Origin of the sequence: Rahnella sp. AN3-3W3 (genome assembly GCF_003263545.1) — a bacterium.
GTDB classification, from domain to species: domain Bacteria; phylum Pseudomonadota; class Gammaproteobacteria; order Enterobacterales; family Enterobacteriaceae; genus Rahnella; species Rahnella variigena.
The window spans coordinates 1-23,302 of the sequence record NZ_JYDG01000110.1; the positions used below are offsets into that span (position 1 = coordinate 1).

General features: G+C 42.5%; 17 protein-coding genes. All 17 read right to left on the reverse strand.

Annotated features, from left to right (window positions below; genetic code table 11):
* Window positions 1-363 precede the first annotated feature (363 nt).
* Window positions 364-1,518 carry a glycosyltransferase family 4 protein gene (locus tag UC15_RS23515; RefSeq protein WP_112291383.1) on the reverse strand — a complete coding sequence of 385 codons (1,155 nt, stop codon included), beginning with the start codon at window positions 1,516-1,518 and terminating at the stop codon, window positions 364-366.
* An 84-nt stretch (window positions 1,519-1,602) separates the two neighbouring features.
* Window positions 1,603-2,982, reverse strand: a complete 1,380-nt coding sequence (gene cpsG / locus UC15_RS23520; protein ID WP_112291385.1) for a phosphomannomutase CpsG — start codon at window positions 2,980-2,982, stop codon at window positions 1,603-1,605.
* Between the two features lie 14 nt (window positions 2,983-2,996).
* Window positions 2,997-4,418: a mannose-1-phosphate guanylyltransferase/mannose-6-phosphate isomerase gene (locus UC15_RS23525; RefSeq protein ID WP_112291387.1), complete on the reverse strand. Its 1,422-nt coding sequence runs from the start codon at window positions 4,416-4,418 to the stop codon at window positions 2,997-2,999.
* A 116-nt stretch (window positions 4,419-4,534) separates the two neighbouring features.
* The gene (locus tag UC15_RS23530) at window positions 4,535-5,524 is read right to left on the reverse strand and encodes a glycosyltransferase family 2 protein (protein ID WP_112291389.1); all 990 of its coding nucleotides are present in this window, start codon (window positions 5,522-5,524) and stop codon (window positions 4,535-4,537) included.
* Between the two features lie 8 nt (window positions 5,525-5,532).
* Complete coding sequence (locus UC15_RS23535; RefSeq protein WP_112291391.1) at window positions 5,533-6,996, reverse strand: lipopolysaccharide biosynthesis protein; 1,464 nt, start codon at window positions 6,994-6,996, stop codon at window positions 5,533-5,535.
* An 18-nt stretch (window positions 6,997-7,014) separates the two neighbouring features.
* Window positions 7,015-8,031: a polysaccharide pyruvyl transferase family protein gene (locus UC15_RS23540; protein ID WP_112291393.1), complete on the reverse strand. Its 1,017-nt coding sequence runs from the start codon at window positions 8,029-8,031 to the stop codon at window positions 7,015-7,017.
* Between the two features lie 4 nt (window positions 8,032-8,035).
* On the reverse strand, window positions 8,036-9,274 hold the full coding sequence (locus tag UC15_RS23545; RefSeq protein WP_112291395.1) for a glycosyltransferase: 1,239 nt from the start codon (window positions 9,272-9,274) through the stop codon (window positions 8,036-8,038).
* 67 nt (window positions 9,275-9,341) lie between these two features.
* Window positions 9,342-10,376 (reverse strand): cellulase family glycosylhydrolase, encoded by a 1,035-nt coding sequence (locus tag UC15_RS23550; protein WP_157961027.1) that lies wholly within the window; start codon window positions 10,374-10,376, stop codon window positions 9,342-9,344.
* Window positions 10,377-10,423: 47 nt separating this feature from the next.
* A complete protein-coding gene (locus tag UC15_RS23555) occupies window positions 10,424-11,416 on the reverse strand; it encodes a glycosyltransferase family 1 protein (protein ID WP_232829974.1) in 993 nt (330 codons plus the stop codon).
* Window positions 11,417-11,446: 30 nt separating this feature from the next.
* Window positions 11,447-12,664, reverse strand: a complete 1,218-nt coding sequence (locus UC15_RS23560; protein WP_157961028.1) for a hypothetical protein — start codon at window positions 12,662-12,664, stop codon at window positions 11,447-11,449.
* Window positions 12,657-13,805 carry a glycosyltransferase family 4 protein gene (locus UC15_RS23565; protein ID WP_198659758.1) on the reverse strand — a complete coding sequence of 383 codons (1,149 nt, stop codon included), beginning with the start codon at window positions 13,803-13,805 and terminating at the stop codon, window positions 12,657-12,659. The genes UC15_RS23560 and UC15_RS23565 overlap by 8 nt, the downstream gene beginning before the upstream one ends.
* A 107-nt stretch (window positions 13,806-13,912) precedes the next feature.
* A complete protein-coding gene (locus UC15_RS23570) occupies window positions 13,913-16,090 on the reverse strand; it encodes a polysaccharide biosynthesis tyrosine autokinase (protein WP_112291403.1) in 2,178 nt (725 codons plus the stop codon).
* A 19-nt stretch (window positions 16,091-16,109) separates the two neighbouring features.
* Complete coding sequence (locus UC15_RS23575) at window positions 16,110-16,544, reverse strand: low molecular weight protein-tyrosine-phosphatase (protein ID WP_112291405.1); 435 nt, start codon at window positions 16,542-16,544, stop codon at window positions 16,110-16,112.
* Between the two features lie 2 nt (window positions 16,545-16,546).
* Window positions 16,547-17,683: a polysaccharide export protein gene (locus UC15_RS23580; protein WP_112291407.1), complete on the reverse strand. Its 1,137-nt coding sequence runs from the start codon at window positions 17,681-17,683 to the stop codon at window positions 16,547-16,549.
* A gap of 289 nt (window positions 17,684-17,972) precedes the next feature.
* Complete coding sequence (wbaP, locus tag UC15_RS23585) at window positions 17,973-19,403, reverse strand: undecaprenyl-phosphate galactose phosphotransferase WbaP (protein ID WP_112291409.1); 1,431 nt, start codon at window positions 19,401-19,403, stop codon at window positions 17,973-17,975.
* A 501-nt stretch (window positions 19,404-19,904) separates the two neighbouring features.
* Window positions 19,905-20,459, reverse strand: a complete 555-nt coding sequence (locus UC15_RS23590; RefSeq protein ID WP_232829975.1) for a helix-turn-helix transcriptional regulator — start codon at window positions 20,457-20,459, stop codon at window positions 19,905-19,907.
* A 959-nt stretch (window positions 20,460-21,418) separates the two neighbouring features.
* A partial coding sequence (locus UC15_RS23595; RefSeq protein ID WP_112291412.1) for an HAD-IC family P-type ATPase occupies window positions 21,419-23,302 on the reverse strand: 1,884 nt, incomplete at its 5' end.

Consider the following 23,302-nt stretch of genomic DNA (forward strand, 5'->3'; position numbering starts at 1 on the left):
ACGGCTGGTTTTTTGCTTTCAGCGGTACGGACTCTCCATCGAACTTCGTTCGATGACTCGCCTTAGCAGGCTCGCCCTGCGGGCCAACGGCAAAGCCGTTGTTCAAACGCCTGCGGCGTTAGTCCGAGTCCGGGCACCCTATTTAAAGAAACCAGCCTAACGGCTGGTTTTTTGCTTTCCGGTTTTGCCCAATAAAAAAGCCGGAGAATGTCAGCGCATTCTCCGGCTTTTTCGTAGTGATTCAAAAAGATCGACGGGCGTTATCCGTACAATTTCAGCCGCTGACACTGCTTTTTATGATGAATACGCAAGTGAGGATGATTTGTATGCAAACCATCAATGGCAGATTCAGTATTGAGAATATTAATAAACGATGCGTTTACGTTCATTAAAATCATGCCATTTTGTTTTGATATATTCGTCCAGTTCATTATGAAATCTTTCCCCGGAAAACTTTAATGCATTTTCACGACAGTCCAGAGGGAGAATTGAGTCCTTAATGGTATCGAAGTGACGCACGGCCTTTATCAGGGACGCCGCTGTTTGTTCAGCGAAAAAGACCCCTGTTGCATGCTTTTCACCGTAAGGTCTGATGGTCTCCAGAACGCCACCTTTGCCAAAGGCAATAACCGGCGTTCCGCTGGCCTGCGCTTCGACAGGCGTGATCCCAAAATCTTCTTCCGCAGCGAAAACAAAAGCCTTTGCGCGTCGCATATAGTCTTGCATCACATCGTCAGGCTGATAGCCCAGTATTTCAATGTTACTGCCCGCTTTGGCCTTAATTTTGCCCATTTCAGAGCCGTCACCGATCACCACCAGCTTCTTATCCGGCATCTGACTGAATGCTTCCACAATCAAATAGATACGTTTATAGGGCACCATGCGCGAAGCGGTAAAATAGAAATCCTCTTTGTTCTCCTGCAACGTAAAACGCTCTACATCGACAGGTGGATAAATAACATCCGCGTCACGGCCATAGACTTTCTTAATCCGGCGGGCAATAAACTGGGAATTGGCAATAAAATGATCCACCCCATTAGCCGTCCGGTAATCCCACATCCTGATTTTATGCAGGAACCAACGGGCAAGATTGCCTTTCAGCCCCTTATTCAGCCCTGCCTCACGCAGATACTGGTGCTGAAAATCCCAGGCATAGCGGATCGGAGAATGCACATAGCTGATGTGCAACTGGTCAGGACCGGTCAGCACGCCCTTGGCGACCGCATGACTGCTGGAAAGCACTATGTCATGCCCGGTCACATCAAGTTGTTCGATAGCCAGCGGCATTAAAGGCAGATATTGCTGATATTTCTTTTTAGCAAAAGGTAAGCGCTGAATAAAAGAGGTCGTCGCTTCTTTACCGTAGAATTTTTTGCGGGATTCATCAGAAAGAAAATCAACAACAGAATAGATATCAGCGTCCGGGTATAATTTAATAAATTCAGCAATGACTTTTTCGGACCCGGCAAATGTCACCAGCCAGTCAGCAACAATCCCCACACTCACATTATGTGACATAATCTAAACCTTATAAAATTAAAATGGGCAAAATAAACCCATGGCGAGTTATTACCACTCACTTAAATAAGATATTTTCAATAATTACATGCTACGAAGAATGGAAAGGATTTTCCTGGTTTGTTCCTGCATTAATTTTGTATTAGCACGGGATTCCACATTCAGTCGAACAACCGGTTCAGTATTAGAACTACGGAGATTGAAACGCCACTCATCAAACTCCAGACTTATTCCGTCCGTATGGTCGATGTTCAACGCCTCTCCTTCATACATCGCTAATACACGGTCAATAGACTCTTTCGGCTTTTGCAGGTAACTGTTTATTTCACCTGAAGCAGGGTAAGCGGTGATCCGGTCATTAACCAGTTGCCTCAGGGACTTACCTTTAACATGCAGTAATTCAGCGACCAGCAACCAGGGGATCATGCCACTGTCACAATAATAGAAATCGCGGAAGTAATGATGGGCGCTCATCTCGCCGCCATAGACCGCATCTTCCTGACGCATACGCTCTTTAATAAAAGCATGACCGGTTTTAGACATCACAGGCACTCCGCCCGCACCGGTGACAATATCAATGGTATTCCAGCTCAGACGCGGGTCATGAATGATACGCGAGCTGGGATATTTCTCGAGGAACGCGTCGGCCAGCAGACCCACTATGTAATACCCTTCGATGAAATTACCGGCATCATCAAACAGAAAACACCTGTCAAAATCACCATCAAACGCGATCCCCATATCTGCCTGGTGTTTAATGATGGCATCGGTAGTGTCCTGGCGGCACTCAGGCAATAACGGGTTAGGGATACCGTTAGGGAATGTGCCGTCGGCCTCGTGGTGAATTTTGATAAATTCTACCCGTGCTCCGGCGGCAATAAAACGCTGCTCGATAGCATCAACAACGTGACCGGCTGCGCCATTACCGGAGTTAAACACCAGTTTTAACGGACGCGAGAAATTCTCAATATTGATATAGCTGAGCAACTTATCAACATACGCATCAAGCACAGAGGCTTTTTCATAAGTGCCACGTATGGCCTTTTCTGCTGGTGCGAAATTATTAGCTTCGGCCAGCGCCTGAATCTCGCGTAAACCGGAATCACCACTGATTGGACGGGAGTCCTGGCGAACCAGTTTCATGCCGTTGTAATTCATTGGATTATGGCTGGCGGTGACTTCAATACCACCATCAAGGCTGAGATAAGAAGTCGCAAAATAGATTTCTTCCGTGCCGGTCACGCCAATATCAACAACATCAGTACCCGCATCCTGTAAACCCTTCGCCAGAGCAAGTTTCAATGCTTCACTGGTTAAACGAACATCACCGCCTAATACCATTTTCTTCGGCTTTAAATATTCGCCGTAAGCTCGTCCTATGCGATAAGCAATATCTTCGTTTAAGTCAACACCTAATTCACCGCGAATATCGTACGCTTTAAAGCAAGATAATGTATCTGACATATTTCACCCCAAAATTAACAGCGACCATAGTGATCTTTTATACGAATAATATCGTCATCTTCCAGATATGAGCCTGATTGTATTTCCAGAAGTTCAAGAGGTATTTTCCCGGGATTCTCTAATCTGTGATGAGCACCAATGGGTATAAATGTGGATTCATTTTCAGTTAGCAGATAATCTTTATCCTCAAGAATAACTCTGGCTGTACCTGAAAGAATGACCCAGTGTTCAGCCCGGTGATGGTGCATTTGTAATGAGAACTGTCCGCCTGGTTTTACCGTTATTCGATTCACATGATAACGGGGCGCCGTCACAATATTATCGTTCCGACCCCATGGACGATAAGATTCGCGATGTACGCGATATTCCCGACGCTTATGACTTTTTAGATATTCAACGACTTTTTTAACGTCCTGCACCTGGTTTTTATCAATCACTAAAACGGCATCTTTAGTATTAACAATCACCAGATTGTCTACACCAATAGCGGCCACCAATTTCTCGTCAGTATTGATATAACAATTCGTCGCATTATGAGTAAATACGTCGCCACTGAGAGCATTACCCTCGATGCTTTTATTATTCACTTCCCAAAGAGCCGACCAGGAACCCACATCATTCCAGCCCGCATCTAACGGAACGACAATCGCATCAGTGGTTTTTTCCATCACCGCATAATCAACAGACTCATCGGGACAGGAAATGAATGATTCTTTATCAACACGAATAAAATCTTGCTGCTCATCGGCCTGTGAGGTTTCAATCGCTTTAAGACAGGCATCAACAATGTCCGGCCTGAATTTCGTCATCTCTTGCAGAAAACGCTTCGCACGGAACAAAAACATACCGCTGTTCCAGTAATACTCACCGCTTTCCAGATATTGCATCGCGGTAGCAAGATCCGGCTTCTCGACAAAACGCTGCACCCGAAAAGCAGGATCGGTAACGGTGCTTAATTCCATCCCCCGTTGTATATATCCGTATCCGGTTTCCGGACCAGTCGGCACGATACCGAAGGTCACCAGCTTCCCCTGTTCCGCGAACGGAATAGCACTCTGTACGGCCTGGTGAAAGGCCACAGGAGACTCGATAACATGGTCGGCAGCCAGCACCAGCAAAAGCGGGTCTACACCGTTGTCGATAGCACTGAGCGCAGCCAGCGTAATCGCAGGCGCCGTATTGCGCCCGACAGGCTCGAGGATAATATTATCTTTGAGCTGATTTATTTGCCGCAGTTGTTCGGCAACGAGAAAACGATGCTCTTCATTACAAATAACCAGTGGCACAGAAACATCCAGCCCTTTTAAACGGCTGACAGTTTCCTGCAACATTGAATTATCGCCATGAAGACGAAGAAATTGTTTTGGATAAAGCTCACGAGACATCGGCCACAAACGGCTACCGGTACCGCCAGCCATGATTACTGGAAGGATCATAATATTCGTCTCAGGAAAAAAGTGAGATAAGATTCAATCATTAAAAAAAACAATTCAGTGCACAGTGGAATAACTGAATTATCATTCAGAATGAGCACAGACAAATTTCGAATTATTTATGCTTTGATTCTAAAAACCGTTTTAAGGGCAAAATAGAGCAATGCCGGAGAAATTCTAATCATGAGTATTGAGTAAAATTTTTTATAATTAAGCTGAGGTTTTAACCTGAATAAACATGAAACATTGATGCGTTTTTGGATTTCTGTAACTTCATTTACAGGAGCACCAAATTTAATTGCATTAATAAAAACCATCAAAGCCACAATATACTCATGCTTTATTATCCTCAGTTTGTCTGATTCTGAGAAAATTAAAGGCTTTACCAGTGACTTTGTCATTTCCAGGTATTGCAGTCTGTCTAGTGCTTTTCGGTAGGATTTTTTTGTCAATGAGGAAACATGCTGTACATAATGATACTTGGGTTCACTGCCAAATGAGATGTCAGCACCATTGAGAAACATCTTCATAATGACAAGATAGTCTTCAAAAACGGGTAACGTAGTGTCAAAATGAACATTCCGGAAAAGATCCCGTTTGAATATTTTATGCCAAAGGAAACCTGTTATTTCATTCTCCAGCATAGAAAAAACAGCATCTTTTCCCTTCAGAATCTTATTGGGAGTAAATTGATTTACGGTACCGTTTTGGATACCATCAGGTGTTTCAGAGTAGTATAAGCACTGACCTATATCCGTATTATTACTTACTACAATGTCCATTAAATAACTTATTGCATCATGCTCAAAGTAGTCATCAGAATCTAAAAAACAAATGAAATCCCCCTTTGCATGCTCTACTAACTTATTCCTTGTGAAAGAAACTCCTTCATTTTTAACATTATGAGATATGCTATGGCGAATATGAGCGTGCTCAATAAAAAAACTCTCAACAATTGCCACTGAAAAATCGTTTGAAAAATCATCGACAATAACCACTTCTATATTAGAATAGGTTTGAGAGGCCACAGACTCCAGGGCCTTCCTGATATACCTTTCAGAGTTGAAAAGAGGAATAAGTATGCTAACTAATGCTGATTGAGTTTCCATAAAATCATCTACCCCCTCTTAAATATCTTTCCCGCTAGTGAAAGTATCATTGCTTTTTTACTCTTAGAAGTGATAGTAAAAATAAGAATAAAATAGGACATCGCACCAATGGCAATTTTTATTGCTATTCCAGCCCAGGATTCATTTAATAATGTAAACTCCTGCATACCCATCAGAATCATACACATGCCCCCGGCGCATATAATGGGAACAATAATCTCTCTTATGTATTGTCTAAATGTTAAATTTAAGAGTGTTAATGCACACCATGCGGAAACAGGGTAAAGAAGTATTGTACGGATGGAAAATACCAGTGCAGTGGCAATCAAACCATATCGAACAAAAATATAGAATGCCAAAACATTACTTATTGCATAAAGCAGTGTTAATCTGGCTTGCCATTCAGGTTTATCACGGGCAAACATGACGGAATGATTGTAATATCCAATCGATGTAACAAACCCTACAGCACTGACAATTTGCATTATGGGTACAGATGGCATCCATTTCTGTCCCAGCAGCAGAAAAGTAATATCATGAGATAATGCACTAAGACCAACAAAAGCAGGCGCTGTTACCAGAACGGTAAAATAGGTTGCTTGCAGATACTTTTTACCAAATTCATTTAAATCATTTTTATATCGGGTAAATGCGGGTAATGAAACCCGCATTAATGCGGATGAGAGAACGGTGTTCAGGGTGTTTACGATGCGTTTACCCGCTGAATAAACACCGGCACCCGCTGTTCCAAGAAAGTAGGTAATAAAGAAAACATCACTATTTTGATTGGCGAAGTTAGTAATATTGCTCAGTGCCACATGCTTAGAAAACCCTACAGACTCGCGAATGGAATCCTTCGAAATCTTCATTTTTGGCTTCCAGGGTGTCGTCACCCACAGCACGACCAGAGAGATCAGTGAAGTGACAACTTGCTGTGCCACCAGACTCGTAACAGCATACCCTTTACAGGCAAGCACCACTCCGACAGCCCCCCCGATAGAGATAGAGCAGATTGACCTTATCGCTAAAGGGCGGAACATCATATTATGCGTTAACCAGGCTTCGTGTGTCCGGCTCAATCCGCTGACGACAATAATAATGCCTGTTCCCCGGATGACATTGGCCAGCTCCGGTACTTTCATGTACGCCTCAATAAACGGGGCGGAAAAGAAAACAATCAAGAATGCGGGTACAGATAAAGAGAAACATAAAAAAAATGCAGAATTATAGTCTACAGGTGCCGGTGATTTCATTCTCACGATCGATGTCGCAATACTATCGAATATAACATTGCGAAAAAACTGCGTAACAAGCAAAGATACACTGAGCATGCCGTATATACTGGGTGTCAGCAACTTCGCTAATATTATGAATATAATAAATGTTATGACTTGTGAAACTGTATTATCCAGAACAGACCAGATAGCGCCTGAAATTATACTCGGCTTCTGGTTTCTCGCTTGAGCATTCAATTTAGCGTCCTTAGAATATCATTTGCATTTTGAAAGCCTGTCGATGCCGTTTAATAAGCGCTCTACATTATTGGTAAATTTAAAATCTTCGCTTAGAAAACCCGGTCTGGACTTCGCATCAAGAAGCACGCTGGATGCCTGGTCAATAAATCTGTTATTCAAATTCAGATTAAAACGCTCTTCAACTGTCCTGATAGCTTTGTTTGGAATTCGATGCAACGCTAACTGAGTTAACTGCTGATACTTCTCCCACCACTTTTTGTTCTTTAGCTCTCGCTGTTTTCTGAAATATTTAACAGCGAACTCTACATCTGAATTAGGTAAGAAATACTTTTCTCCATAGGTACACAGAGATTTATCGCGTAAATACTCTCGCAGGGAACTGCTTCCCAGAACAGTTGGCCGGTAGGGGGTATTTATGGTCTGAGTCCAGTCTAACCATTTGAATGTATTGATCTGTGAGGAAGTAATTAAGGGAACCCAGGGTACGCGCAGAGCGTCAGCAATAATGGCCGCATGCATAGCATCCGCCAGCACCAGTTTTGCATGTCTGATTTTTTGGATAACCGTCTTTGCATCCGATTGAGGATTCACGAACTCAATCCCAGCCTGCTGGCACACCTTTTCCCATTGCCCGGTGACAAGCGCGTGATGATGAGGAACAAAAATTACCCCTTTGCGTTCAGCATCTGAGAGTGGTTGAAACTCAGCTAGCGTGTTTAAAAGGGCAGCGCCATCAGTAATAAATTTATCTTTCGGCAATCCTAAAATCTCAGCACTGAGCGGACCCCGAACGCAGAGTGTTTCCCAGGAGCTGTCGCCAAAGTTGACTGGCGGGTAGCCATAACCGACACCACTCGAGAAGACTATCCATTTTTTAGCCGGAGGCATGGCAGAAGTAATAATGGTGCCAATCCCTGATACCCTGACATTTTCGTTATCATCAAAAAAGCCGGGAAGCAATGCATCCCAGATCCATGCGTTAAGGTCGTCCCCAAAATTCCCATGCGCAGATTTATAATAGTAAATTTTCAATTTATCACCGATTAATATTTAATGGCTGATTCGATAGAATAGTAAGCATTCTTGAATATGATTTATCCTGATCATATTCATTGTCAATTTTCATTTTTGCATTCTGACAAATATCAGTTAAAACACTGGGGTCTTTTATAATGTCTTCGACGATGTTTGCAATACCTTCGGCATCATGTTCTTTGACCAGAAATCCAGATATTCCATTTTCTATCAATTCAGGGATCCCGCTGTGAAAAGTTGAAATTACCGGGATACCCATAGCCATGGCCTCCATCAATGCCACCGGTATTCCTTCCATATCGCCATCCGCGGCTGTCACTGAAGGTAATAAAAAAATATCCGAGATATTTAAGTAGTCAGTAACAGTTTCCTGCGTCTGCGCGCCTGAGAAGATCACCTGCTCGTTCAATTCAAGTTCAGAAACCTGCAACTCAAGGTCATTGCGTAACGGACCATCACCGATAATGGTGTAACGAAAATGAATATTTCTTTTCTTCAAAAAAGAACATGCAGTGATGGCAACTGATATCCCTTTTTTCTCTGTAAGCCTTGCGATAGAGAGTAAGCGAATGGGATTACCCAAAACGGATCGGGGTCGAAACGAGAATTTGTCAACACTGATCCCCATCCTGACAACATGAATATTTTTCTCATGACCTGAAACGGCTTTGATTTTATTAGCCCATAACTGACTTACTGGCAGGATGAATTCCGCATTATCAAAAAGATTTTCATAATCATCCTTAAAAACATCAAGAGTACGAGCTTTTGAAATGTCATTACCATGAAACACTGCAGCTAATTTACCTTTAAGAAAACCAAGCTTCCTCAGTTGATTTGCCAATACCGCGGTGGTACCAAAGTGAGAGACAATAATATCAGCCTCTAAGGGAGGCTTATTTTTTGACAATATATACGGAAGCATTAAGGTTTTGGCATAATATCCATATTTAGAGACATTCATACTCTTAATAGCACAAGAGGAAAGAACACAAGGGAGCAGTCCTTTAAGCCGCGCTAAAACCCTGGAGATCTTACCTTTTGGTTCTCGTTCAAGTAAATATCGCGTTTTATTTATCAAATTAAATTTTTTGATAACATGGTGTTTAGCATCCAGCTCACCGGGAAAAACGGAAACGATGCTTACGTCGCAACCCTTGTTAATGAAATACGCTATTTGGTTGAGGATAAACGTCTCAGAAAGCACAGGAAATTTATATACAAAAAACAAAATCCTCATATAACCTCTTTACTCTCATTAATTAATTACATAAATACTAATTAATAATAAATTATAACCTTCACCATCATTTGTGATTATCTTTATTAAGTAACTCAGTAATGACAGGAGCGACTAACTTGGGCGAGAGATCATTATTCAGAAGGCCAAAATTATAATCCCTCTTGCTCTTGTCTTTGCCATCATCAATGAGGTCATAAATCCAGACACCTTTTATGTATGAACGAGACTTTGCATCCTCAATATAATTTTTTATATAATCGGCCGATTCTTGCTGGCTCATCCCCCCAGGTCCGGTATAATTTGTCACCCCAATTTCAGTAATATATACAGGAAAATCCTTCCCTGCTATTTTTTGGCTATCAGCGTAAAACTCATCAATAAAATCTAAATTACCTTTTGTCGTTCTTAAGTCCCGGCGACCATTCAGATACGAATAAGTGTGGATTGAAATCCCATCGGCATAATCCAGAATCCCCAATTTTAGTAACTGCTCAAACCAAACTACATCCGTAATATTCAGATATTTGGCTCTTTGTTCCAGGGGGTTGAATCCGCCAGCTAAGATTATTGTATTCGGATCGATACTTTTTATTGCCTTGCTGGTTGCCTTAACGAGATTAAAATAGACCTCAGCAGAAGGTATATTGTCACGATAACGGGTCATTCCAGTACCAATAGTCCATTCATTCCAGATTTCGTAATATTTAACTTTCCCCTTAAATCTTGACGCAACCCAACTTGCATATCTAACGAAATCATCAATCGACTCCTGATTTCGTGGATAATCACCGTTGTTATACAATTTATTTCCATAATCAAGGATCAAGATAGGACTGAGACCGTTAATCTGGGCATTTAAAAATGCAGCGTCAGTTTTTTTTATATTATCACTTACTGAAAAAATGCCTTTAGTTCTTTCAACGTTTGACCAGGAATAGTCCTCACGAAATGATACAAAACCCATATCTTTAATTTTTTCTAAATAGATACTGCTTTCTCCACGATAACCTTGAAAGTGCGTTCCTGCTCCGATAATTGTACACATTCCGTATGACGAGTGAATCAATATCAACACACAACACATTTTTATATAAAGCATTATCCTGTTCATTATCAACCTTACTAAAATAGGCTATGAGGTGCAGTTTACTTTTTTAAGTTATTCAAACAATTCGTTATCAGACCAGCCGTTTTTTCCCAGGTAAATTTTTTTGCCTGAATGAAACCTTTTTCTATTAGTTCCTTTTTCAAATCTGGATTGTAATAAAGGTTGCCTATTGCCAGCGCAATCTCCTCAGTGTTTTCAGGATCCACAAGGATTGCTGCATCACCTGCGACCTCTGGTAAAGAGGTCGTCGAGGACGTTATCACCGCGGTACCACTGGACATTGCTTCAATGACAGGAAGACCAAAACCTTCGTAAAGTGATGGAAATAATAAAAAAAGTGATTCTTTGTATAATGATGCCAGTTCGCTGTTCCCTACGCGCCCTTTAAAAATAACTCTATCCTGCAAGTTTTTACGTTCTATTTCATTCTCAAGGCTTTCATCCGGATCCCCTGTGAAAACTAATTTTACTGATGGCGGAATGTTAGCCATATGAAAAGCTGACAATATTCTCGATTCATTTTTATGTTTCTTTCTATTACTTACAACTAAAATATATTCCCCATCAGAATTAGTTACATTAGTCTCTTTATTTAGAAACTCCTCCGACACACCATTCCCAACCACCAGAACCCTGGAACTACTTATTCCTGCCCATTCACAAATTCTTCTTTTTGAAAAATTCGACACTGTCAGAACTTTAAGCGATTTCTTACAAGCTCTTTTCATCACTAATTCATAATATATCTTCTTAAGAAAACTACTATTGTGTTCTATATCTATATGATTCAAGTCGTGAATAGTAATGACACTTCTGTTTAAAAATAATAACGGACAGTTATATCCCGGTGAAAAGTATACCCCACGTTTGAATGCCAAATATAAAGTGATAAAAAAAACATCAAAAGGACTTGTTGGTTTCAAACCATTTTTTATTTTTAGAAATCCCTTATTGCGTGCCGATACTTCATTTGCGAATCGTCCGATCCCATGCTCACCAATCCAGCGTGCATCAAAAATTATTCTTGCCATTCTTATCCCCATTCATTTCAATCAGCATTTCTAACATGCTTTATAGACTCTTGAATTGATCAAAAAACCCATGGAAAGTGCCATAAATGGATACTCCGGAGCCGTCATTGATAATCCAAATAAACATAAAACTATCAGCAACAATGATAAATACCTGCAAGCATTCCCATTATTAAATACAGTAGATTGATAAAAAGCCCAAGATAATAAAATTAATCCCAACAGATAACCACCAGAACCAATAAGATAAAGATACATACTATCACCCGGATTATAGGCACCTGTACCTAATTTTGAACCCACTCCAATCGTTCCTACTCCACCACCAAAGAAAAGGTTTCCATTATTGATGATAGTCTTGACACCTTCAGGCCAGGTATTAGTCAGCCGATCATTCAACGATGCTAATAGCATAACCTGCATCGGATCCTTGCTTACATTAAAATGATAGTTAGTGCTTCCTATCGTAAATACTGCAAACATAAATGCACAGGATAATGTAATTCGCCATATAACTTTGACAGGGATAACTTTCACCAGAATGTAGAGGAGAAGAATAATATGGAGTAAAAAAATTGTTTTGGATATGGTTAACAAAGCCACTAGCGCACTAAAAACAAACGAAATGATAATTAAGGTTTTACTTTTGCTGGTTGAGACAATATATAGAAGAAGAATTAATACGTTGGCGGATGCCTGTAAAGAACTCTTAAAAAAACCTGCGTATCTTGTATAGCCACCGCTGCTGCCTATCTGAGATGAAGACACGTCCATCCCGGCAATTTCATATGAAACATTATACCAGGGGTAGTTGAAAAACACGTTACAAATAACACTTAAGCATGACAATAGAAAGATAAATACTATTATACGGTTTGTTTTTTTCTCTTTAATACTTGACATGATTATTCTTGCCCCGTGATAACCCAGAAACAGAGGAAGAACAGCCCAAATACCGACAAATATTGCTGCTGGTTGAGATGATATCATGCTTATAAAAATCAAATAGAAAATAGTTACTGAAGCAATTATTCCATTTACAGTTACTTTTCTATAATACAAAACCAATATTATCGCGCAGGCCTGGGTCAGTAAAATAAAGAGCTTCGGTATGGAAAATAAAAACTCCGCACCGGCCATATGAAAAACCATCCGAAGTGGTCCTGCAAAGCACTCAAAAACGATAAAAAGTAATAATGTTAGTCCAATGAGATTTTTCTCTAACCCCTTCATTGTCATTTTACGCACCCGATTTGCCGTTATATACACGGAGATATTGGTCAGCTATTTCCCTGGGTTTAAACCGCTCAATAAGTGAAGAATCGATGGCTTTTATCTCAGCGGTTGCTATTTTATCGTCGAAGTCACGTTCAATATTATCGGTAATAATGATGTTAGGCAGGAGCATGGATAACTCTGTCATTGCCCCAACCGGGTTAGTGAGAACCAATTTATCAGCCAGTACGCATTCAACCACAGTACGCCCAAAGGGTTCATTCCATCTGACAGGAAGAACGACAGCATCAACCTGATTCAGAAAATCGGCCAGTTTCATAAAACCTTTCAGGGTCACATCAGATTTATTTGCCAACTCAATTAATGATTTCTGATCTTCATTATTGACGAAGTTACCGGCAGCAAAGAATGAATATTTTCTTTTATACTTCCCCGCTACATTACAGAAGATATCAAACCCTTTTTCTGTTGATAGCCTGCCAATAAACCCTATTCTTTTGATAGCTTTAACTTTATCTGACTCTATTTTTGAGACAGCATTGTAAATAACATGATGACCCGCTTTTTTGAAAAAGGCGTTATCATGATGTTGCTTTTGGATAAATTGACTAATGCCGACATACTCATCAACATTTCGGCCATATATTTTCTTTATTGCAGACCAAAATATAATACTTTTATCTTTTATATTCATCGTCTTACCATGACTAAACATTGTGCTATTAGGATGAAAAAGATAATAGTCTCTTGAGGTATGTATGAGTCTGACCTTGCATTTTTTTACAGCCTTCCACAAAAGCACTGAAAATCCTGATATATTATTTGTATGAACAATGTCAGGGGCAAATGCTTTTATTTCTTTTAAAACCTTAAAATACATTTTCACATTTAAATAATCAAACAGATGCCAGATTGCCTTCTTTAAAAAGCTTTTATTTTCTTTGGAAAATGGCCAATAGACATTGGATAACGGTAACTTAATGATCTCAACTCCATTAAGCATAGTCGCTTCCCTTTCATTCCCTTCCGTAAGACTCACCACTCTCACTATATGTCCTTGCAGCGCGAGTTCTTCGGCAAGGAGCTGAACGGAAACTTCGGCGCCACCAATTCTGTAGGGAAAATACAATGTGTTGAATATCATTATTTTCATTTTACTTCCCATTTCTTCAAAGGTGCTGCATATTTATTAACAGGGTCATTTATTTAATGATGAGTATTCCGTCTGAAAAACCTGTCTCCCAGACGGGGATCTAAAATCTATTTTTCTTTGTTATCGGCGTAAGAGTAATCATATTGACTATAACCGTAACCATAGTAGCTACTCGCCTTTTTAAGCACGCCATTGAGAATGCAACCTTTTATTTGCACACCCACTTGCTCAAAACGCCTGATACTGACCTCTACTTCTTTAACCGTGTTTGTTCCATAACGAGCAACCAGCAATGATGTGCCGGCGCAACGACCGATAATGGCTGCATCTGTTACGGCTAAAACAGGCGGTGTATCGATAATAACCAAATCATAGTTATCTGAAGCCCAATCAAGCATTGAACTTAAGCGTTTATGCATCAGTAATTCTGAAGGGTTAGGCGGTAACTTTCCTCTTGGGATGAAATCAATGCCGATCTCCGGTACATGTTTCTCTATCTCGTTAATATTTATTTTTCCGGAAAGAATATCCGACAACCCCTGTTCTCCTGTAAATCTGAAAAGTTTATGTGAATACCCTTTTCGCATGTCTGCATCAATAAACAGGACTTTTTTTCCTGACTGCGCAATGACCGCTGCCAGGTTACTGGCAATAAATGTTTTACCCGCGTTTTGGGTTGAACCGGAGATCATCAAAATATTATTTCTTGCTTCCATCATGGCAAAATGCAAGCTCGTTCGCAGACTACGGATGGCTTCAATGGCTAAGTCTGCTGGGTTTTCTACTGCCAGGAATTTGATTTCAGACTGCCTTTTCCTCCCCCCACTTCTATTTGTTCTCTCTGGTTTATTTTTCTTATTTAACCACTCTGAAAGCGGGACACTGGCATAAACGCTGACGCCAACTTCTTCCAGCTGCTCCGGAGATTCAATTCCACGGCGCACAAAAACTTTCAGTAAAACGAGTGAAAAAGAAACAAACAGACCCGCAACAATACCGATCAAAACCACCAGGGTTTTTCTTGGTTTCACCGGTTTAGGTTGTGTTATTGCGTTATCGATAATACGAACATTACCGATTGCACTGGATTTGGCGATACTGAGTTCTTGCTGACGATTGAGCAACTGCATATAAATAGCCCGGCCAGAGTCCACATCCCTACTCAAACGCTCTACTTCTTGTTGAGTTGCCGGCATTGCCGTCACACGTTTATTTAGACTATCTCGCTCATGCACCAAGGTCTGACGTTTTTCCATCAGGGCCTTATACGTCGGGTGGCTTTTAGTATAAAGCTGCGAAATCTCAGCCTCGCGAAACGTCAGTTCATTCAGCTGGCTGTCTACATTAACGATTTGCTCAAGTACTGATTTCGCTTCAAGTGATAGATCAACCGAATCTTTCTGGCGGCGGTACACATTAAGTTTATCCTCAGCATCGTTCAGTTCGCTGCGTACAAGCGGTAACTGCTGATTCAAAAACTCCAGGCTTTTCGCATCTTGCGCAGCCTGACGGGCAATATTCTGGTTCAGATAGTTTTGGCTAATATCATTAAGGACTGACGTTGCCAGCGCCCTGTCATCACTATTAAATGACAGATTAAGGATCCCCGTATCTTTACCTTGTTCGTCGACAGTAAGCGCATTGTTTAAACCGTTGATAGCCTCTAATCGCGTTATATAGTTGACCGTGAATTGTGTTCCGGGATCAGCATCCATACTCCGGACGTTCAGAGCAATGCCATGTTGTGTAATTAAGGTCCCCACTTCTCCAACCAGTTTGAAATCATCACCTTCGATCTGGAAACGGTGTTTATCAATAACTGTCAGCGTAATGTTCGGCACATCATTACTGGTTTTAGGGATATACAGACGACTGATGCTCAGTTTTCCCGGGATCTCGCCGGTCATCCTTGCCCAGCCTCGCCCAAATATCGGAAAGTAATTCTGAGTAATCACAGCCTGTAAATTAAGATCATCAACGGTTTTGCCTAAGATCATTCTGGATTGCAACAATGCAATCTCAGGTTCTGAAACAGGCTGAGAATCCGGTAACATCTGGCTAATGCTGTCGAGGATAGCGTTACCCTTTTTTTGTTCAATCTGTATCATCGCTGTTGCCTGGTAAACAGGTGTGGCGAATAAGGCATAAGTAACAGCCAACAGGGTGATAACCATGGTCAGAATAATAATCAGTTTACGGTGATCGAGAATTTCCCCATAAAGGCGTCCCAAATCGATTTCGTCAGAGTCTGGTGTTGCAGTTTTTTTAGAAATAGCTGATGACATGCGATGATTTCCTGAGAGATTAGGCGGTGAGCTTCTGTGCCCAGCGTTGACAGGCCTGATCAATAAGCTGATAAACGGATTCGAAGGCTTCCTGGCTTTTGCGGTAGGGATCCGGAATTTCCCGATGTTCTGACCAGTGTCCCAGTAGCATGATTTTGCCTCTGGCCTGAGGAGCCATTTTGCTGATGTGTTCCAGGTGGCTATTTTCCATCACCAAAATAAGGTCGAACTCGCCGGCCATCGAAGACCGAAACTGCGTGCCTTTATGCCCTTCTAACGACACTCCGTGGCGCCCGGAAATAATCACAGCATTATCATCAGCCGGGTGATTGACCATGGCCATCAGTCCAGCGGAACGGATCATTTTTTCAGGAAGATATTGCTTCATGATCCGTTCGGCCATTGGCGAGCGGCATATATTGCCGGTGCACACTACAAGCACTGAAGAGAACATGGTTAGTTCCACTGGTTGATGTAACGTGTGCCTTCAATCATGTCATGCACACCCGCAATGGTCGGGACTATCTGAGATATCACACGATTCCAGCGAACCAGCGGCGCCGTTGTGACATAAACGATATCGTAAGGTTGCAGCTGAAATTCAGTGCTCATCACCATCGCTGAGGCATCTTTCGCATTTAACTGATAGATGTCGGCGATTTTGCTTTTATTGCTGCCTTTAAGCGGACGAATGACAAATATCCCGGAGGCATCTGACATACTTTGTGAGATACCGTCTGAGTTACCCAGCGCTTCAGCCAGCGTCATTCCGCTGCGATCCATTTTCAATGTGCTTTGTTTAGTGACTTCTCCCATCACAAACACTTTAAGATCGTCGTTACGCGGTACGAACAGAATGTCACCGGGATACAGCAAGCGGTTCTGTGTCAGATCGCCTTTCTGCATCAGAGCATGCAGAGAAATCTGCGTATTCTGACCTTTATGGTTCAGCACAACGTTACGCCAGTCCGCATCCGGCGCTAATCCCCCTGCCGCATTGATGGCGTCAATGACAGTAAGAGGAATATTAGTGACGGGTTGCTGACCGGATTTTATAACTTCCCCGGTGGTATAAATTTTTTGCGAACGGAACGCGGCAATACTGACGTCAACTTGCGGGCTTTCAATATAAGCGGCCAGACGGGTACTGATTTCCTGACGAACCTGGGTGACCGTTTTGCCGGTAACTTTTAATTTACCAATATAGGGATAGAAAATCGTACCGTCTGAATTAACCCAGTTACCGGTATCACTGGCACTTCGGTACTGACCTGCTGGTGTCGTCAGTTCAGGATGGTCCCAGACGGTCACCATCAGTACGTCGCCGATACCGATATGATATTCATAATCTTTAAGTTGCTGATCTAACTGCGGATTAGGGCGGGCTATCACTGATTGCGGTCGTAAATTATCAATGAGTGCTGGTGTCAGGGGATAAATATTAACCAGCTTATCGATATCATAATGATTACCGGGTTGTTCAACGACTTCTTTCCCTGCTGTTTTTAAACTCTGTCCGGGAACAAGGGTGCATCCACTTAATAACCCCAACACGGTTATCATCAGAGAAATATTCAAAAATCTATTTTTCATTATTTCACATCATCTGTATTTCAGGTTTAATATCTGCCTATCAGAGAGAATCCCTATTCCCAATCTGGCAGTCGCAGTTTCTCATTCCTGTGTGTAGATATTAACAAAAGCATCAAAACACTTTCATGCCGGAGCGCTTCAATCCGTTTTATACGGTATGAATAACTGAGGTCAGGAAAGTATTAAAAATTATTTTTCACATGTATTTAGTTGACGAACTTATGTCTTATAAAGACATCTGGTGCAGAGTAATTTATTAAAAAATCATCACGAGATTGTAGTTATCAGTCTAATAAGCCCCCTCCCTTCGGAGCACAACACTCACGGTTTTAAATAAAATGGCGATGTCATTCCACATTGACCAGTTTTTGACATACCAGGCATCAAGGTAAACACGGGTTGAGTAATCGACTTCACTGCGTCCGCTCACCTGCCAAAGCCCGGTCATTCCCGGTTTACTGAGCAGGTAATATTCAACTTCATCGCAATAACGCTCCAGTTCTGCACTAACAACAGGACGCGGCCCTACCAGGCTCATTTCCCCTTTTAAAACGTTAAAGAGCTGCGGCAACTCATCAAGACTGGTCCGGCGCAGAAAATGGCCGATAGCCGTTATGCGCGGGTCATATTTCAGCTTGAACGTCAGGTCCCATTCATGTCGCGCTTCTGCATTATTTTCCAGCAACTCTTCCAGCACATCCTTCGAGTTAATTATCATCGAGCGGAATTTCAGACATTTAAAGGGTTTACCATTTTGACCAATACGCTCATGACCATAAATTGCGGGCCCGCCATCTTTTCTCACTTTATGGCTGATGAAGAGCAGCAGCGGCGACAGCAGCATGATGATCGCCAGCGAACCGACGATATCGAATAAGCGTTTCGCCAACCGCGAGGAGCACTTAGCCAGGTTCTGATGCACGCGGAAAATCATCACTTCCTGGCTGAATATAAATGACATATCGGTGTTATCCAGCGGCATACCGCGAAGCGTGGGAATGACAGAAACGGACCGGTATCCATTAATCATAAATACCCGCAACCATGCATTTCGGATGTTGCTCTGATGCGACTCTACGGCCACGATAAACTGCGTCTTTTTATCGACATTAGTGCGTACCCAGTTTTCGTCCGAAGGCATAACCGGCACGCCTTCTATCGTATCTCCGGGCTGGTCACCGTGTTCACTGGAAATAAATTTGAGAACCCGTAGCCCGAGGTTTCTGTCACTTTTAATGGCGTTATACCCTTCACGCGCATTATTGCCGCTGCCAATAATGATTGCATCACGTTCCCAAAGCCCGAGAGAATCCAGCACACGCTTGGTCATCATTCGTGCAAATGGCACCAGAATAAGTACAAGAGTCCAGGTCAGTACCCAGAGATAACGAGAGAAATACCATTTAGCGAAGGCGATAACGGCGATTTCGATAAGTGCAAAAATAAGCAGAGTGCGCAGGATTTCTTTCAGTTCAAACCAGAATGTTTTGCGATAGTAATAATGTCTTAGTCGCAGGTGAAACCACGCCACACAGCAAATGGCTAATAAGCTGTGCAGCACAATCCAGCCGGAAGTCTGTGCAGCGGGGATCCGTTGCTCAAAATTCGTCATGACCTGACTCAGTATCCCTTTAGCCAAATACAGAGAAAGGGTGAAGCTAAGAAAATCTGATAAAGCGAGTAATAAATTTGACCAAAGGTTCCTGGTGAGAAATGTCATATGCACCTCACAACAATTAACGATAATAATCTTCCCTCACGCAATTGCCTGAAAGAATTTTATGTTGATGAATAATAATGCGTTAGCTGCATGAGTCAGGCATAGAATGTTTTAGTGATTAATAAAATACATGACATTTTCTGACGCAGAGTCAAGCACTGATGCTGTTAATTTCTATGAAATAATCCGAAGAGTAAATTTCATACATTTTTAATACAAACATAACTCACTGTTTTTTGGCTATGCTACCGCCCCTGGTTTACGGCCACCAATTTGCCAAAACATCACCAAGCTAATATTTAACGCAGTTAATCCTCACCGACATACTAAGGGTGATTAACGCGGGTAGATCTATATTAAATTTGCAACTGGTGAGTAACGTCCTGTTCACCAATACATTACTTAATATTCTCTTTATTAAACCAAAAAGACTGAACAAATCTTTCTGGCCCGAGGGGTTCTGTCGTTTTCTGAATGAAAGGGTTCCCTGGTGTTGCCAATTTAACTGCCAATTCTGTTTCCCACTGCGTGTTTATGCAAAAAAAACAATGCTGAACTGCTGTTGGCGTCAACGCCTATTTTTCTTAAGGAATTGCACTTATGTACACTTACCGTCTTGACACTGAGTTTGAGAATATTGGAAATGCTTGTCACCGACAGACCTGACATCATCATCACTAAAACCTTCTCTTCCATCCTGGTTATATTGTAATTGAAAGCCTCCTTGTTAAGCGTCGTGCCCTGAAGCTGGATAAACTGTTCTACTGAAGCCACGACGACAGGCAATTCGTTTTTTTTCTTAAGAAACTTAAATTCTTTCTTAAGCAAAAGTTCAAGCATCAACATATCGACCGCAGAGGACATTATAAGGATCCTTTCCGGGTCCAATACGCTCAGATTTTCTCGCAAAAACTCATAACACCTGTGGAACCCGCCGCCTGATGGATCAATGATCAGATAATCTTTTGCATACAAGTTCACCTCATCGCCGTGGTCATAAGAAATGACTTCATTAACGTAAGGTAACTTACTGGAGATTATTTCTTTCAACGCCAATTTTGTATACTGGCACTCACTCCAAATTATTACCCGAGGCATTGAACCGCCTAATTGTGAGGTTTTAAAAACGCTTGAACTCTGCCCCGTGAAACCGGGAAAGAATAAAGCACTCTCAGAGAGATATACGGAAAATGAATATTTAAATTCTTTCTATATCCTATTTAAATCTTTTCAGTAGCCGTATGTAGAGTAATACGCAGCGGAAACTCTTCAAATCGTTTTTCTCGCTCATAACTGCAACCAACAATAGGTTTAACCGATCGATTTACACATTCTTATCGTTAAATCCATCAATTTCTACTAGGCAGATTCCTAATAAATTCCGAAAAACACCTATAAAATGTGAAGAACACGACGATTTTTGATATATTTCAACAAGAAACTAAGAATAGTCTCATTAACAATCCACCCCATAGAATGTGTTTCATCCGCAGAATAATTCACCTAAAAGTTTACGTTAAAACAGAATATTTCTCTTTTTTTAAGGTGATTTAAGTTTCATTTATTTACCGATAATAAACATGAAAACATAAGAATTGAGTGATTTTCGGAAAAACTTATTATGTGAAACTGATCTATTGGTTTTTTATATACATTTATGCTTGTAAATTAACATTTGTAATTCATCAGGCCATACCTCAGAGTATTCTTACACGATGTGAAAATAGTCTTATTGCTTTAATTCGAAACAATCCTCACCCCTGATTTGTTTTTTATCCAATAATGTGACCAAGAGTATTCTTATTTTAACTCCCGCTTTTCGTAACATTTACGTATCAAAAGAGAGAGATTTCCCTTTACGCTATTCATCTGTCAGACAGGGTGCAGGAATATGTAAAATTTTTTTTCCAAAAGGATATCCATTGGGAAAGTAAATGCCTTAATCCGGGCAAAAAAAACCAGCCTTTCGGCTGGTTTCAGGTTTAGCAGAGGATATCTGATGACCATGCGGTTTGTTAACTCGCTTTCCGCCAGCTGCGGGTCAGTACTTTTTCTATCTCGACAATCACGAAGAGCGCGATACCGATCAGCAGACCAATGATCCAGTAGAAGAACGGCAGCGGTCGCGTGCCGAACAGCGTGTTCATCAGCGGAACGTAGATAATGATCGCCTGCAGCGCGAACAGCACCACGGTGACAATCCAGATCCCTTTGTTTTGCAGCAAACCGCGGTTGAGTGAGAAGTTATCCGAATCGCGGCAGTTAATCATGTACACCCACTGCGCGGTCACCAGCGTCTGCAACAGCACCGTACGGATGAATTCAGGTTCATAACCGCGCGGTTGCAACCAGGCTTCCAGCATGAAGGCGCTGATTGAAATCAGCAGCCCGACAAAGGCCACACGCCAGATGGCGTATTTATCCATGACGTGTGCGCTGACATTGCGCGGCGGACGACGCATTACACGGCTTTCCGCTTTCTCAAATGCCAGGCCGAAGGAGAGCGTGGCGGACGTTGCCATGTTCATCCACAAAATTTGCACCGGCGTTAACGGCAGCAGATTCCCCATCAGAATGGCGATGATAATCAGCAACCCCTGCGCCAGGTTGGTCGGCATAATAAACAGAATAGTTTTCTTCAGGTTATCGTAAACGCGCCGCCCTTCCCTGACCGCGTTAGCGATAGTGGCAAAGTTGTCATCCACCAGGATCATATCAGCGGATTCTTTGGTCACCTCGGTGCCTTTAATGCCCATGGCAATCCCGACGTTGGCCTGTTTCAACGCAGGCGCGTCGTTCACGCCGTCGCCGGTCATCCCGACAATTTCACCGGTCTCCTGCAACGCTTTTACCAGACGCAGTTTATGCTCCGGGCTGGTACGGGCAAAAATATCGAACTGAACGGCCGCCGTTCTCAGCTGCGCGTCATCCATATGTTCCAGCTCATAACCGGTGATGGAATTTTCGCTGTTACCGATCCCGAGCATTTTACCGATCGCCATCGCCGTTTCCTGATGGTCGCCGGTGATCATCTTGACGCGTATCCCCGCCTGCTGACATTCGCCAATCGCCACAATCGCCTCCGGACGCGGCGGATCCATCATGCCCGCAATGCCGATCAGTACCATACCGTGACTGAGTTCAGGATGATCGAGTGCTGCAACCGGCTGATCGACAGGCTTCCAGGCCGCGGCCACCATGCGCAGCCCTTCGCTGGCATATTGCGTGATCGCCGACTCCCAGTACGCATGATCCAGTGGCACCGCACCTTGCGGCGTCTGCTGGAACTGGCAGAGTTTGAGCAACACATCCGGCGCACCGGTGAGCATGATCTGCGACTCACCGTTTTTCTCGCCCGCCACCGCCATATATTTGTAGAGCGAATCAAACGGAATTTTACTGCTGAGATTGAACGCCAGCTCCGGCAAATGCGCTTTGGCCGCCAGCACTTTCAGTGCCCCTTCGGTCGGGCCACCGGTAATCCCCCAGTGACCCTGAGCATCCTGTTTGAGCGTACTGTCGTTACTGATATCGACGGTACGCAGGAACTGAGTCAGCAAAGGCGAAGAATCCGCAGGCAGCGACGACGCCGAACCGGCAATCGTGAAGCTGCCCATAGGTTCGTAACTGTTGCCTTCCACCGTCCAGATGTTATCCGCCAGGATCACGGCTTTGACGGTCATTTCGTTCATGGTCAGCGTGCCGGTTTTATCCGAACAAATCACCGACATCGCGCCCAGCGTTTCCACGGTGGGTAGCTTGCGGATAATGGCTTTGGAGCGCGCCATCGCCTGCACGCCGAGCGAAAGAATGATCGAGATGATCGCCGGTAAGCCTTCAGGTACCGCCGCGACTGCCAGGCTTATCACCGACAGCAGCAGTTCGCCAAACGGGATATC